Origin of the sequence: Rhizohabitans arisaemae (assembly GCF_025996515.1) — a bacterium.
GTDB classification, from domain to species: domain Bacteria; phylum Actinomycetota; class Actinomycetes; order Streptosporangiales; family Streptosporangiaceae; genus Rhizohabitans; species Rhizohabitans arisaemae.
Genome location: NZ_BLRH01000029.1, coordinates 540194 through 554067, shown reverse-complemented (window position 1 = coordinate 554067; position 13874 = coordinate 540194). Strand labels below are relative to the sequence as shown.

Annotated in this window: 13 protein-coding genes; 4 read left to right on the top strand and 9 right to left on the bottom strand. The window is 69.9% G+C overall.

What is annotated here, in order from left to right; genetic code table 11:
* Window positions 1-177: 177 nt before the first annotated feature.
* The gene (locus RUR_RS14065; RefSeq protein WP_283135455.1) at window positions 178-1398 is read left to right on the top strand and encodes an acetyl-CoA C-acetyltransferase; all 1221 of its coding nucleotides are present in this window, start codon (window positions 178-180) and stop codon (window positions 1396-1398) included.
* 40 nt (window positions 1399-1438) lie between these two features.
* Here RUR_RS14065 and RUR_RS14060 read toward each other — a convergent pair whose 3' ends face one another.
* The 4 genes from RUR_RS14060 to RUR_RS14045 all read right to left on the bottom strand — a co-directional run bounded on the left by RUR_RS14060 (window position 1439) and on the right by RUR_RS14045 (window position 4519).
* Window positions 1439-1849, bottom strand: coding sequence for a PPOX class F420-dependent oxidoreductase (locus RUR_RS14060; RefSeq protein WP_283135454.1), 411 nt, complete (start codon window positions 1847-1849; stop codon window positions 1439-1441).
* A gap of 109 nt (window positions 1850-1958) precedes the next feature.
* Window positions 1959-2192 carry a DUF4287 domain-containing protein gene (locus tag RUR_RS14055; RefSeq protein ID WP_283135710.1) on the bottom strand — a complete coding sequence of 78 codons (234 nt, stop codon included), beginning with the start codon at window positions 2190-2192 and terminating at the stop codon, window positions 1959-1961.
* A gap of 199 nt (window positions 2193-2391) precedes the next feature.
* Complete coding sequence (locus RUR_RS14050; protein WP_283135453.1) at window positions 2392-3177, bottom strand: Bax inhibitor-1/YccA family protein; 786 nt, start codon at window positions 3175-3177, stop codon at window positions 2392-2394.
* Between the two features lie 166 nt (window positions 3178-3343).
* Window positions 3344-4519, bottom strand: coding sequence for an ROK family protein (locus RUR_RS14045; RefSeq protein WP_283135709.1), 1176 nt, complete (start codon window positions 4517-4519; stop codon window positions 3344-3346).
* Between the two features lie 102 nt (window positions 4520-4621).
* On the opposite strand from RUR_RS14045, the gene RUR_RS14040 reads away from it, so the two are divergent.
* Window positions 4622-4942 (top strand): Gfo/Idh/MocA family oxidoreductase, encoded by a 321-nt coding sequence (locus RUR_RS14040; protein ID WP_283135452.1) that lies wholly within the window; start codon window positions 4622-4624, stop codon window positions 4940-4942.
* 302 nt (window positions 4943-5244) lie between these two features.
* On the opposite strand, the gene RUR_RS14035 is transcribed toward RUR_RS14040, so the two are convergent.
* The 5 genes from RUR_RS14035 to RUR_RS14015 all read right to left on the bottom strand — a co-directional run bounded on the left by RUR_RS14035 (window position 5245) and on the right by RUR_RS14015 (window position 9028).
* Window positions 5245-5790: a methylated-DNA--[protein]-cysteine S-methyltransferase gene (locus RUR_RS14035; RefSeq protein WP_283135451.1), complete on the bottom strand. Its 546-nt coding sequence runs from the start codon at window positions 5788-5790 to the stop codon at window positions 5245-5247.
* A 19-nt stretch (window positions 5791-5809) separates the two neighbouring features.
* Window positions 5810-6652 (bottom strand): M55 family metallopeptidase, encoded by an 843-nt coding sequence (locus tag RUR_RS14030; protein WP_283135708.1) that lies wholly within the window; start codon window positions 6650-6652, stop codon window positions 5810-5812.
* A 183-nt stretch (window positions 6653-6835) separates the two neighbouring features.
* Entirely contained in the window at window positions 6836-7669 is an 834-nt protein-coding gene (locus RUR_RS14025; protein ID WP_283135450.1) for a hypothetical protein, read from the bottom strand.
* On the bottom strand, window positions 7666-8475 hold the full coding sequence (locus RUR_RS14020; protein WP_283135449.1) for a MerR family transcriptional regulator: 810 nt from the start codon (window positions 8473-8475) through the stop codon (window positions 7666-7668). Before RUR_RS14020 ends, RUR_RS14025 begins: the two co-directional genes overlap by 4 nt.
* A gap of 61 nt (window positions 8476-8536) precedes the next feature.
* Window positions 8537-9028, bottom strand: a complete 492-nt coding sequence (locus RUR_RS14015) for an Lrp/AsnC family transcriptional regulator (RefSeq protein ID WP_283135448.1) — start codon at window positions 9026-9028, stop codon at window positions 8537-8539.
* A 162-nt stretch (window positions 9029-9190) separates the two neighbouring features.
* Here RUR_RS14015 and RUR_RS14010 point away from each other — a divergent pair, with 162 nt between their 5' ends.
* The gene (locus RUR_RS14010) at window positions 9191-12652 is read left to right on the top strand and encodes an indolepyruvate ferredoxin oxidoreductase family protein (protein WP_283135447.1); all 3462 of its coding nucleotides are present in this window, start codon (window positions 9191-9193) and stop codon (window positions 12650-12652) included.
* Between the two features lie 42 nt (window positions 12653-12694).
* Complete coding sequence (locus RUR_RS14005; RefSeq protein WP_283135446.1) at window positions 12695-13834, top strand: acyl-CoA dehydrogenase family protein; 1140 nt, start codon at window positions 12695-12697, stop codon at window positions 13832-13834.
* Window positions 13835-13874 lie beyond the last annotated feature (40 nt).

Genomic DNA, 13874 nt, shown 5'->3' with positions numbered 1-13874 from the left:
GGTCGGTGCGACCGGGCGGATCGGTTGGTCGCACCGATCCGGGACGGTGCTTGCACAAGCGATCGGTCAAACGGTATCCCCCGTGCCGCGTGCGAGATACCGGCGGGTAACGTGCTAGCAGGAGCCAGCGCTCAAACCCCGGCCGATCCCGCCGCACCGGGGAGAACGGAGAGCCACATGCCCGAAGCAGTCATCGTCGCGACCGCGCGGTCACCGATCGGACGCGCGGTCAAAGGATCCCTCAAGGACATCCGCGCCGACGACCTCACCGTCCAGATCATCCGCGCCGCCCTGGACAAGGTTCCGCAGCTCAACCCGGCCGACATCGAAGACCTCCTGCTCGGATGCGGCCTGCCGGGCGGCGAGCAGGGGTTCAACCTCGCCCGGGTGGTGGCGGTCATGCTCGGGCTCGACGGGGTCCCCGGCGCGACCGTCACCCGGTACTGCGCGTCCTCCCTCCAGACCACCCGGATGGCGTTCCACGCGATCAAGGCCGGCGAGGGGGACGTCTTCGTGTCCGCCGGGGTCGAATGCGTCTCCCGGTTCGCCACCGGAAGCTCCGACTCCTGGCCCGGCACCCAGAACCCGCTCTTCACCGAGGCGACCGCCCGTACCGCCAAGAGCGCGGAAGGCGGAGCCGGGGTGTGGCACGACCCGCGTGCGGACAACCTGATCCCCGACGTCTACATCGCCATGGGGCAGACCGCGGAGAACCTCGCCTCCGTCAAGGGCGTGACCCGCCGGGACCAGGACGAGTTCGGGGTACGTTCGCAGAACCTCGCGGAGAAGGCCATCGCCGCCGGCTTCTGGGAGCGCGAGATCACCCCGGTGACGCTCCCCTGGGGGGCGGTGGTCTCCGCCGACGACGGGCCGCGCGCCGGCACCACCTACGAGGCCGTCGCCCGGCTGGGGCCGGTCTTCCGCCCCGACGGCACGGTGACCGCGGGCAACTGCTGCCCGCTCAACGACGGCGCCGCCGCCGTGATCGTCATGAGCGACGTCAAGGCGGCCGAGCTGGGCATCACCCCGCTCGCCCGCGTCGTCGCGACCGGTGTCTCCGCCCTCTCCCCCGAGATCATGGGCCTCGGGCCGGTCGAGGCGTCCCGGCAGGCGCTGGCCCGAGCCGGGATGTCGATCGACGACGTGGACCTGGTGGAGATCAACGAGGCGTTCGCGGCGCAGGTCATCCCCTCCTACCGGGACCTCGGAATCGACCTCGACCGGCTCAACGTCAACGGCGGCGCCATCGCGGTGGGACACCCGTTCGGCATGACGGGTGCGAGGATCACCGGAACCCTGATCAACAGCCTGAACTTCCACGACAAGGCGATCGGCCTGGAGACCATGTGCGTGGGCGGCGGCCAGGGCATGGCGATGATCCTGGAGCGGCTGAGCTGATCCGAACCGGGTGCCCGGACGTCCGGGCACCCGGTCCCGGTCAGCCGTGAACGTCCGGACCGGCGCGGGTCAGCTCGATCCGCATGATGACCCGCCGGTCCTCCACCATCACCTTGCGGTAGTCCGCCCAGTCCGGGTGCTCGCCGGAGATGTCCCGGTAGTAGTCCACCAGGATCTCCATCGCCTCCGGCAGGTACACGATCTCAGCGGTGCCCTCGATCTGGATCCACGGACCGAAGAACGCGTCGCTCTGCACACAGACGGCCACCCGGGGATCCCGCAGGACGTTGCGGACCTTCACCGCCGTCTCCCGGCTGCTCACCACCATCCGGCCCTTCCCGTCCAGACCCACCGTCACCGGCGACATCTGCGGGCGCCCGTCGGCGTGCCAGGTGAGCATCACCGCACGATGGTTGTTCCGGATGAACTCCCGAGCCTGGTCGAGATCCATGGACCACTCCTCATCATCGAGTCTTGCACGACCCATCCAACCCGATGAACAAGGCTCGGCGTCCGCGCAGCCACACGCGAACGCCGAGATCGAAGTCCGATGAACCCCGCTACAGGGAGTTCAGGCGAATACGGCGACGCCGAACGTGCTCGTGCACGATCGCCGATGCGTAGCCGTGGGTCAGCCCGTGCTCGTCCGCGAGCCAGTTGGCTCTCTCCTCACAGCGGAGAAAAGCAGGGCCGTTCTCGATTGCTTGGAACCACTCTGGGAGTTCGCGTCCGGTGATGGTGGGAACACGAGCGATGAGCTTGCTATGCGTCTCCGGTGAGTGGTTCAAGGACATGGGCACCTCCACGGGTGAGCTCCTCTTGCGCTTGAGACTGCATCAGGACCTCGCACAAGACAAGACCCTGACGCCTAGCCCTGTGACGCGATGCGGACGGCCCATAGCGCAATGTACGGCTTGCGCCATGGATACCCGTAGTCCCCCCTACTCATGCAAAAACCCCCCACGTTTGTGGAGGGTTTTGGCAAGAATCTCACTAGTCGCTACTGCTGAAGTAGCTGAGCAGGCGGAGCACCTCAAGGTAGATCCAGACCAGGCTCACCGTGAGGCCGAAGGCGCAGAGCCAGGCGAACTTCTCGGGAGCCCCCTCGCGGACACCGTCCTCGATCATCGCGAAGTCGAGAAGGAGGAAGAAGCAGCCGAGCAGGATCATGGCCGCGCTGAAGACCCAGCCGAGCCAGCTGTCGGTGCGCAGGCCGAACCCGACACCTTCGTTGGTGAGGCCGACCAGGAGGTTGACAAGGACCAGGCCGAGTGCGGCGATGCTCGCGGCGACCACGAAGCGGACGAACTTGGGCGTGACCCGGACGACCCGGAGGGTGTAAGCGGCGAGCGTGCCGGCGAAGGCGAACGCGGTGCCGAGCACGGCCTGCATCACGATGCCGTTGTAGAGATCGTTGAAAATGTTGCTGACCACACCGACGACGACGCCGTAGCTCAGTGCGTAACCCAGAATCAACACCGGGTTGGTGCTCTGCTTGAACGAGACGATCAGGCCGAGGATGACACCGACGATCATCGCGCCGATGGCGACGCCGAGGCCCAAGTCGAGCCACCAGGCTACGGCGGCCGACGCGACGAGGGTGCCCAGGGTGAGGAAGCCGCGGATGACGACGTCGTCAATCGTCATCGTCCGCCCGGCGGCAACCGGGGCGTACGACGGCGTGTCGTACATCTCCTGAAGCTGCCCGGGGGTCGGTGTCGACCAGGCCTGCTTGCCCGCCGAACCCCGTCGGCTGAATACCGGATTTTTGCTCTCCATCGCTCCTCCACAGGCTCTGTGATCAGCCTATTCCATATAACGGCAGTCAGCAGTCCTAAATTGACTCGACGTTTAACGGCCCTTGATTGTTCCACGAAGGGCGTTGTCCCAGGTGACAATCTGATCACAGCGCCCGGCGCGGCCCCGGGATAGCCACGCTCGGACTTCAGCCCGCCACCGAGAGGTCGACCGCCTCGGGGGCGAGAACGTGCTCGATCACCATGACGGCCGCGCCGACGACCCCGGCCCGGTCCCCGAGGACGCTCGCCCGGATGCCCAGGTGCTGGGTGGCGAGCGGCAGCGAACGGCTGTAGATCACCTCACGGACGCCGGCGAGGATGTGCTCCCCGGCCTCGGCGACGTCCCCGCCGATGACGATCACACCGGGGTTGAAGAAGTTGACGATCGACGCCAGCACGTCGCCGATCTCCCGGCCCGCCTGCCTGATGAGCTGGACCGCCTGGGTGTTGCCGGCCCGCACGAGCCGGACCACGTCCCTGCTGTTCTCGGCCGTCTCGCCGGCCTGGCGGAGCCGTACGGCCATCGCGGCGCCCCCGGCCACGGCCTCCAGGCAGCCGACGTTGCCGCACCGGCAGACCACGTCGTCGGCGGAGGTGACCCGGATGTGCCCGATGTCCCCCGCGGCGCCTTGCGCCCCCCGGTGCAGGTGCCGTTCGGTGATGATGCCGCAGCCGATCCCCGTGCCGACCTTGACGAAGATGAGGTGGTCGGTCTCGGGACGGACGGCCCAGTGCTCGCCGAGGGCCATGATGTTGACGTCGTTGTCGACGAGGACCGGGGCGCCGAGCCGGGCGCCGAGCCAGTCGGGCACCGGAAAGGCGTCCCAACCGGGCATGATCGGCGGGTTGACCGGGCGCCCGGAGGCGTGCTCGACGGGGCCGGGGAGGCCGAGACCGACCCCGCACACCTCGGCGACCGAGTGGCCGATCTCCGCCAGCATCTCCCGGAAGGTGGCGACGAGCCAGCCGAGGGTCTCCTCCGGCCCGCGATCGATCGCCAGATCGAACGCACGCTCGACAAGAACGGTGGACGCCAGGTCCGTGACGGCGAGCCGGGCGTGCGTGGCGCCGAGATCGGCGGCCAGGACGAGCCGGGCGTTCCTATTGAAGGCGAACGCGATCGCGGGCCGCCCCCCGGAGGAGATCGCCTCCTCCGCCGGGACGATCCACCGCTGGTCGAGCAGCGCGTCCAGTCGCTGCGACACGGTGGATCGGGCCAGGCCTGTCAACTGCACCAACTCAGCCCGGGTACGCGCCTGGCCGTGCCGGAGGATGGTCAGCAGGGCACCCGCGCCGACCGTCTGGCCGCTCGGCTCACGCATGCGCTCAGTCAATCACGTCTCCTCTCTCTGCCCTCGATTATGACACCAATCGGCGAACTTTTGCTTGACCATCGCCATAAGTGATCCCTAACATCCAAAAATATGGAGGACATCGGTCGGAAATCATCAGATACCGACCCGCCGATCCGGGTGGGCGTCGTCGGTACCGGCTTCATGGGTACGGTGCACGCCCGAGCGGCCCGGCTGGCCGGCGCCAGGCTCGTGGCGGTGGCGGGTTCCCGGCCCGACCGGGCCCGGGCCGCCGCACGGGAGCTCGGCGCCGAGCGGGCCGCCGGCTCCGCCGAGGAGCTGATCGATTCCGGCGCCCTGGTCGCCACGGTGGACACCGCCGACAGCGTCAAGCTCCGCGCCCACGTCGGCCACGGCGACATCCTGCTCCACCGCCTCGCCGGCAGCCGCTAGCCGCGACATGCCGCCGACGGCGGCAGGATCCACGGCTCCTGGATCTACGCGATGGGCACCCGGGACGGCAGACACATGGTCGTCACCAATGTCAACGGCGACTGGGACACCCCGGTCACGACCATCTCCATCGAGGCCATGGAAGCGGAGGTGTACCCCAGGGCTCCTGATGACCACTGCGCAACCGTCGCCCAGCTTGATCTCCAAGCTGGGCGACGTCGCGTTATCAGCCGGTCGCCAGATCGCCTGCTTACCCGGTTTCAGGCGAGAGACCCGGCGGGCGGCACCCGTCCGGGACCCGATCAGGTCAGGCCGATGGGCTCGTCCCAGTCGAGGGTGGGCTGCAGGTAGCCCTCCAGGGTGAGCAGCCGGCGCTTGCCCGCCACTCCCTCGCCCCCGCTGAACCCGCCGAGGCCGTTCCCGGCCACCACCCGATGGCAGGGCACGATGACCGGGATCGGATTGGCGCCCATGATCGAGCCGATCGCCCGCGCCGGAACCCCGGTCCCGCTCATCGCGGCGAGTTCGCCGTACGTCACCGCCTTGCCGTAGGCGACGCGCTCGTAGAGGGTGCCGAGCACTCGGTGCTGTATCGGGGTGAAGAGCCGCCAGTCCAGCGGAACGCCGAAGATCTTCAGCTCGCCCGCGTAGTAGGCGGCGAGCTCCGTCAGCACGGGGGCGGTCCGCGCCGGGTCGTCGGCCTCGGGGAGTCCGAGCGAGTCGAGGGCTCTGGCCCGCAGCCGGTCCGGGTCTCCCCAGCCGGTGCTCACCACCCCGTCCTCGGTGACGCCGATCAGCATCTCCCCCAGCGGTGTGGACATCCGCCCGAATGCCACCGTCTCTCCCATGCGCCCCTCCACACCGGAATCATGGCGTGGTCCGCCCCAGGTGCGCCACCAGCTGGACGATCCGGTAGGCCTCGGCGAAGTCGGGCGAGGTGTAGGTCACCGTTCGTGCCCCCGTACCTCGGGATACTCCGGGGATGAGCAGCGCCAGCTCCACCGAGGCGGGACGGAACAGGTCGATCTCCACCTGAACCGGCCCGGCGCTCGGGACCGGCGCCACCCGGTCGCGCACTCTGACGGCCAGTTCCGCGTTCCGTCGCAGCAGCCCGCACGCCTCGTCCGGGTGAAGGGACTCGGCGGCGCTTTGGCCAAGCGCCCGTTTCGTGGCCACGGCCACCCCTTCCGGGACCAGCTCGGCGAACTCGGCGCAGGCCACGTCGTCTCCGCCGAGCATCAGCACCGGAACCCCGTACGCCCCGGCCAGGGCGGCGTTGAGCCCGATCTCACCGAACGGGCGGCCGTCCACCCGGACGTCGAGCACCGTGTCGTTGATCGTGTGGGCGAGTACCCCGGGCCCGCCCGCCCGGCCGTGGTAGCCGACGAAGATCACCCCGTCGCAGCCGTCCCGCACCCCGGCGAGCATGCCGAGCGCCCGGGGTTTGCCCCGGATCAGCCGGGCACGGGGGTCCAGCTCCTCGGGGTGGATGTTGCGGAACGGGCCGTGCGAGTCGGCCACGGTGACCCGGGCGCCCGGTGCCGCGGCGAGCACCCCGGCGACGACGGCGTTCGCCTCCGCGGTCATCAGCCGCCGCCCCCGCGCGTAGTCGTGTCCCTCCGGGTTGGTCTCCGTGGCATGAACGATCCCCGCGACACCTTCCATATCCACCGATACAAGGATGCGAAGCGCTGACTCGACGGGGGGCACCCGATACCTCCAGGCGATCCGGATGTTATCCGACACCGAACACCATTCGGTGATCGTCCACAAGTACCTTTGAGCTGGGAAATTACGGGATTTGGGCTGGTACGGGACCAGCCGGTCCGCTCCGCACCCCGTGGCCGCTCGCCCCAGCGTCACGGGCTCCCTGCACCGCAGGGGAGAGGGCCGTCACTCAGCCGTCGCCGGCTCGGCGAGCGCCTGCCGCAACGCCGTGGGATCCTCCAGGTACAGGCTGAGCCGATCGGCGACGACCCGTCGGCAGTTCCGCGCGAAGTACGCGGGAAGGACCGCCTCGACCGGCTGGGTGAGCCGGATGTCCAGGTTGCTGCCCTCCGAGGACGCCAGGTGCAGATGCCCGTCCTCCTCGGCGACCCAGGTGTGCTGCGCCCGTTTGAGCGACGTCACCTCACCGATCAGGGAGACGTCGACGCATGCCACCACGTGATCCCCCGATCTGAGGGTGAGGGTCCGGGAATCGAGGAGGTGCGGGTGGACGATCTGCCGGGCGATCAAACCGAAGATCAGGACGAGTGTGTACACCGAGAGCAGGAGCAGGACGGCTGAGAGCCACGCCCAGGGGATCAGGAAGTGCATGAGGGCCGCCTCGATCAGCACGGCGACGACGAGCAGCATCGGCACCGTCATCGAGCCCTTGACGTAACCGAAGCCCCGCACATCTGCGCCGACACCGTGGCGTCGGCGGCGAATCAGCAGCCAGGCACTGTGCAGGGTGACGAGTTCGGAGACGACCAGCCGGATCATCGGATTGGACCCGCCCACCTCGTCACCGATTCGCCGCCACCCGTGCCCGTCCACCCGCCCCTGACGAACCTGGCGGAACACCAGGAAGAGGACGAACAGTCCAAGCGGTAGCTCCATCCCGAAGAACAGGGCGACGGCGACACTCCACGTGATCACCTCCATCCGCAGGAGGACGAGGTCGACGAGGATCACGGCCACGGTGATCGGCAGCAGGATCCGATGCGACACCGCCGTCTTCACCGCCCCTCACCTTCTGCCGGGGTCTCCACCGCGAACGCCGCTGCGACCCGCAGTGCCACCTCCCGCTGCGCCGGATCCGGAAAGAGAACATCCACCGAGAACCGGCCCCAATCCGGGTCCCCCGCCGCGGCGGAGAAGTCGACGGAAGACGCCAGCGACTGAAGCACCGGAGAGTTCGCCAACGTGGCGACAAGCTCGTCGATCTCTTTCGTCGCAAGACGGACCGGCCTGCCCGCGAGCGCGGCGAACCGGTGAAAGAAGTCCATGACCTGCCCACGCTCGTCATCCTTCAGATGGACGTAGAGATCGGCGAAGACACCGGGCACTCTGCCCCGCAACGCCATAAGCTCGATCATCTCCCGCTCATGCCTGATCACGGACCGGACCCGGTCGTCATCCACCTCGTCGTGGAGGTTCTGGAGTGCCCTGGCCATCTCCGGCGGCAACGGCGAGACGATCCCCCCACTGGCGTAGGAGTCCCTCAGGTTCTCCAGGCGTGCCAGTTGCTCGGTGACCTTGGCCAGCTCCGACCGGGCACGTACAAGCAGAGCGTCGAGATCGGCGATGACGTCGTCCTTGGTGTCGCCGGAGGACCCCTGTTCGGCGAGGATGCCGGCGATCGCCCCCAGCGGGACTCCCGCGGCGGCCAGCCAGCGGATCCGCATCAGCCGGAGCAGATGCTCCAGGCCGTAGTCCCGGTAGCCGTTGGCGAACCGCACCGGTTCGGGCAGCAGGCCAAGTCGGTGGTAGTGCCGGACCGCTCGCGGTGTCGTCTCCGCGGCCTCGGCGAGGTCGCTGATCCTCATGGCTCGATCCTGAACTATGACGCTACGTCACAGTCAAGCCGCGAGACCGCCGACGACCCGGTCAGCGCCGGGTACGGCCGCGGGCCTCCGCCGACCGCCCGCGGAGCGCGACCCCCGCCTCCCGGGTCCACGAGCCCATCACCAGCAGGGTCTTGGTGCCGGTGACGTTTCCGGTCCGCCGCAGGCCGTCGATCACCTGCTGCAGGTGGTCGAGGTCCCGGACCCGGATGTGGATCAGCGCGTCGGGGTCGCCGGCGATGGTGAAGACCGCCTGCACCTCCGGCGCCCCGGTGGCGGTCCGGACGATCTCGCTGACCGGGGTCGAGCCGGCGTACCGCAACTCGGTGAACGCCTCGATGCCCCAGCCGAGCTTGGCGTAGTCGATCCGGGCGGTGAACCCGGTGATCACGCCGAGCTCCCGCAGCCGATCCACCCGGCGTTTGACCGCCGCCACCGAGAGCCCGACCCGCTCCGCCATCTCGGAGAACGTCCGGCGCCCGTCCTCCCGCAGCAGCTCCAGCACCCGATGATCGATATCGTCGATCTCGACCATCGAAAACTCCTCAGGACTCCGCAAACAATACGACCGCTAGCAGCATATGTCGCAAACTATTTGCGTCTTTGTCGCTTTCTGGCGCCAGATACTTGCTCACCACCTTAGGCCGTTGCTGTGCTTGGGCCACCCACCACAGGATGCAAAGCCGAGGAGGCTCTCGTGAGCGCCCACCCCGCCGCGGTGTCACTCGACGACAAGTACACCTCCGACGAAGGCCGGGTCCTCATCTCAGGCATCCAGGCCCTGGTCCGGCTGACCTTGGAACAGCGCCGCCTGGACACCGCACGCGGACTGGACACCCGGGTCTTCGTCAGCGGCTACCCGGGGTCGCCCCTCGGCGGGGTCGACCTGGAGCTGGGCCGCGCGGCCCGCTTCCTCGACCCGGCGGGCGTGGTCTTCCGCCCCGGGCTCAACGAGGAACTCGCCGCCACCGCGGTCGCCGGCACGCAACTGCTGGGCCAGGCGCCCGGGCGGCGGCACGACGGGGTGACCGGTTTCTGGTACGGCAAGAACCCCGGCCTGGACCGGGCCGCGGACGCCATCCGGCACTCCAGCATGGCCGGTACGGCCGAACTCGGCGGGGCCGTCGCCTGGATCGGGGACGACCCGGGCTGCAAGTCCTCGACCGTACCCAGCTCCTGTGAGCCGATGTGCCAGAGCCTGTCCATGCCGCTGCTCGCCCCCGGCTCCATCGCCGAGATCATCGAGTTCGGGCTGCACGCGGTCGCCCTCTCCCGGGCGAGCGGCCTCTGGGCCGGCCTGAAGATCGTCGCGGACATCGCGGACGCCTCCGCGGTGGTCGACCTCGGTCCGCTCCGCGACGGAATCCCGCTCCCGGTGCGGGACGGGCGGGGCCCCTCGCCGCTCCTGGTGGGCCCGGCGGCCCTCGACTCCGAGCACGACATGCTCACCCGCAGACTCGACCTCGCCAGGGCCTACGCCCGCGCCAACGGGCTCAACCGGATCACCTTCGGCGCGAGCCGCGCCACCCTCGGCGTCCTCGCCTCCGGGACGGCCCACGCCGTCGTCCTGCGCGCCCTGGCCGACCTCGGAATCGACGAGACCGCGCTGGAGGAGCTCGGGATCCGGCTCATCCGGCTCGGCATGCCGTTCCCGCTCGACCACGGCGAGCTCGTGTCGATGACCGGCGACCTCGACCAGGTCCTCGTGGTCGAGGACAAGGTCCCGTTCCTGGAGGGCGGCCTCAAGGAGGCGCTCTACCGAAGCGGCCACGCCCCCTTGGTCGTCGGCCGCCGGGACGAGGACGGCCGCGAGCTGCTCACCGCCCGGAGCACCCTCGGCGCCGAGGACGTGGCACGGGCGCTCGCCGGGCGAATCGGGACCGACCGGCTCCCCCGGCAGGCCGTCGCGCTGCTCGCCGCCAAACCGGCCCGGGCCGCCCGCCGCGCGCTGCCGATGGTGGCCGCGCGGACGCCGTACTTCTGCTCCGGATGCCCGCACAACGCCTCCACCCGCGCCCCGGACGACACCCTCGTCGGGGTGGGCATCGGCTGCCACGCCATGATCGCGCTGGACGGGGCGGGGCGCGGGACCCGGCTCGGGATCACCCAGATGGGCGGGGAGGGCGCGCAGTGGATCGGGCTGGCGCCGTTCACCGACGACCGGCACTTCGTGCAGAACCTCGGGGACGGCACCTTCCACCACTCGGGTTCCCTGGCCATCCGCGCCGCGGTCGCCGCCGGGGTCACCATGACCTACAAGCTGCTCTACAACGACGCCGTGGCCATGACCGGCGGCCAGAAGGCCGAGGGCCGCCTGGACGTCACGGAGGTGACCCGCCTGCTCACCGTCGAGGGGGTACGGCGGATCGTGATCACCACCGCCGAGCCGGAGACGTACCGCGGTGTACGGCTTGCGCCGACCGTGTCCGTACGGCACCGCGACGAGCTCGCGGAGGCGGCGGCGGATCTCGCCGCCGTGGACGGGGTGACGGTGCTGATCCACGACGACCGCTGCGCCGCGGAGGAGCGCCGACTCCGCAAGCGCGGCAAACTCCCCACCCCCGCCGAAAAGGTCGTGATCAACGAGCGGGTCTGCGAAGGCTGCGGAGACTGCGGGGACGTGTCGACGTGCCTCTCCGTCCAGCCGGTGGAGACCGAATACGGGCGGAAGACCCGCATCCACCAGGCGTCCTGCAACTCCGACTTCAGCTGCCTGAAAGGCGACTGCCCGTCCTTCCTCCTCGTCGAACCCGGCACCCGGCGGCGGCGCGAACCCCCGGCCCTGCCGGTGGAACTCCCCGAACCGGTCTCCCGGTACACCGGCCGGCAGGTGCTGCTGCGGATGCCCGGCATCGGCGGCACCGGCGTCGTCACCGTCTCCCAGATCCTGCAGATGGCCGCGTACCTGGACGGACTGCACGCGGCCGGGCTGGAGCAGACCGGCCTGGCGCAGAAGGGCGGCCCCGTCGTCAGCGACGTCCGCATCTCCCCCGACCCGGTGATCGGCTCGCTGAAGGCCGTACGGGGCACCACCGACGTGCTGCTCGGCTTCGACCTGCTCGGCGCCGCCGCCGACGCCAACCTGGCCGCCCTCGCCGCCGAAAACGCCGTCGTCGTGGTCAACACCGCGCTGGTGCCGACCGCCGCCATGGTGACCGGCCGGATCGCCGCACCCGGCACCCCCGACGACGCGATCCGGCGGATCGAGGCGCAGAGCCCCGGAGCCGACAAGCTCTACCTCGACGCCCAAGGCCTCGCCGAAGCGCTCTTCGACGACCACATGCCCGCCAACATGCTGCTTGTCGGCGCCGCGTACCAGCACGGCTGCCTGCCGATCGGCGCCGAATCCGTGGAAGCCGCCATCCGGCTCAACGGCGCCGCCGTCCAGACCAACCTCGCCGCGTTCCGGTGGGGACGCGCCGCCGTGGTGGACCACGCGGCCGTACACGCCGCCCTCGCCCGCCCCACCGTGCCCGCGACGCAGGCCGGCGGCTCGGCGGCCGCGACCGAGGAGACGCTGCGCGACGTGCTCGCCACCCGCGTCGCCGACCTCTCCGAGTACCAGAACCCGGCCTACGCCAACCGCTACGCCGAAGACGTACGGTGTGCCGCCGCCCTCGCCGTGAAGCGCGCGGGAGACGAAGACGGCACCCGGATCGCCGTCGCCTACGCCAAGGGGCTGCACAAGCTGATGGCGTACAAGGACGAGTACGAGGTGGCCCGGCTGCACCTCGACCCGGTCGAGCAGGCCCGGCGCAAGGAGGAGTTCGGGCCCGACGCCAAGGTCTCGGTCCTGCTCCACCCGCCGATCCTGCGCGCCATGGGCATGAAGCGTAAGATCAAACTCCGCCGGTCGGCCGGGGTCGCCTTCCGGACCCTGCGGGCCGCCCGCGCGCTCCGCGGCACCCCCCTCGACGTCTTCGGCTACGCCGCGCTCCGCCGTACCGAACGGGAACTCATCCCCGAATACCGCAAACTGGTCCGGGACGCGTTCACCCATCTGACCCCGGACACCGCCGACACCGTCGCCGAGATCGCCGCGCTACCTGAGACCATTCGTGGGTACGAGGAAATCAAGCTCCGCCGAATCGCCGAATTCCGCGAACGCGCCACAGCGGCACTCGCCAAACTGGCCGGACGCACCCACCAGCCCGCCTGACCCGGTTCACCCGGACCGGTTTCGCCCCCTCCAGGAGAGAACGTGGCCGTCTCCCGTCTGCTGCCCAGCCAGGAGGCAGAGGACCTCCTCGACCTTGTCCGCGACTTCGCCGACAAGGAACTGGCCTCGCGGGTCGACGAGCACGAGCGCACGGAGACCTACCCCGAAGGGCTGTTCGGCACCCTCGGCGAGATCGGCCTGCTCGGACTGCCCTACCCCGAGGAGCTCGGCGGCGGCGGCCAGCCGTACGAGGTCTACCTCCAGGTCCTGGAGGAGCTGGCCGCCCGGTGGGCCGCCGTCGCCGTCGCCGTCAGCGTGCACGGTCTCGCCTGCTCCCCCGTCGCCGCCTACGGCACCCCCGAGCAGGTGGAACGACTCCTGCCCGACATGCTCGCCGGGAACGTCGTCGGCGGCTACAGCCTCTCCGAACCGCAGGCCGGATCCGACGCCGCCGCCCTCACCTGCCGGGCGGAGAAGGTCTCTGACGGGTACCGCGTCACCGGGACCAAAGCGTGGGTCACACACGGCGGCATCGCCGACTTCTACGCGCTGTTCGCCCGGACCGGCGAAGGCCGCCGCGGCGTCTCCTGCTTCCTCGCGCCGGGTCACGCCGACGGGCTCACCTTCGGCCGCCCCGAGGCCAAAATGGGGCTGCACGCCATCCCCACCACAACCGCGCACTGGGACGGCGTCGTCCTCGAAGCCGACCGGCTGATCGGCGCCGAAGGCCAGGGCCTGGAGATCGCCTACAGCGCGCTCGACGCCGGACGGCTCGGCATCGCCGCCTGCGCCACCGGGCTCGCCCAAGCCGCGCTGGACACCGCGGTCGCCTACGCCAAGGAGCGCACCACCTTCGGCAAGCGGATCATCGACCACCAGGGCCTCGGCTTCCTCCTCGCCGACATGGCCGCCGCCGTCGGCTCCGCCCGCGCCGTCTACCTCGACGCCGCCCGCCGCCGCGACGCCGGCAGGCCGTACAGCCTGGAGGCGAGCATCGCCAAGCTCACCGCCACCGACGCCGCCATGAAGGTCACCACCGACGCCGTCCAGGTCCTCGGCGGCTACGGCTACACCCGCGACTTCCCCGTCGAGCGCTACATGCGCGAAGCCAAGATCATGCAAATCTTCGAAGGCACCAACCAAATCCAGCGCCTCGTCATCAGCCGCCACCTCGCCCGCTGACAACCCCACCCCACCGGGGAACCGAGAGCCGCCTCCCGGT

What these genes read in the sequence shown, in the direction of transcription:
- RUR_RS14065 (WP_283135455.1), top strand. Translation starts at nt 178, where the DNA reads ATGCCCGAAGCAGTCATCGTCGCGACCGCGCGGTCACCGATCGGACGC.
- RUR_RS14060 (WP_283135454.1), bottom strand. Translation starts at nt 1,849, where the DNA reads ATGGATCTCGACCAGGCTCGGGAGTTCATCCGGAACAACCATCGTGCG.
- RUR_RS14055 (WP_283135710.1), bottom strand. Translation starts at nt 2,192, where the DNA reads ATGTCCTTGAACCACTCACCGGAGACGCATAGCAAGCTCATCGCTCGT.
- RUR_RS14050 (WP_283135453.1), bottom strand. Translation starts at nt 3,177, where the DNA reads ATGGAGAGCAAAAATCCGGTATTCAGCCGACGGGGTTCGGCGGGCAAG.
- RUR_RS14045 (WP_283135709.1), bottom strand. Translation starts at nt 4,519, where the DNA reads ATGCGTGAGCCGAGCGGCCAGACGGTCGGCGCGGGTGCCCTGCTGACC.
- RUR_RS14040 (WP_283135452.1), top strand. Translation starts at nt 4,622, where the DNA reads ATGGAGGACATCGGTCGGAAATCATCAGATACCGACCCGCCGATCCGG.
- RUR_RS14035 (WP_283135451.1), bottom strand. Translation starts at nt 5,790, where the DNA reads ATGGGAGAGACGGTGGCATTCGGGCGGATGTCCACACCGCTGGGGGAG.
- RUR_RS14020 (WP_283135449.1), bottom strand. Translation starts at nt 8,475, where the DNA reads ATGAGGATCAGCGACCTCGCCGAGGCCGCGGAGACGACACCGCGAGCG.
- RUR_RS14015 (WP_283135448.1), bottom strand. Translation starts at nt 9,028, where the DNA reads ATGGTCGAGATCGACGATATCGATCATCGGGTGCTGGAGCTGCTGCGG.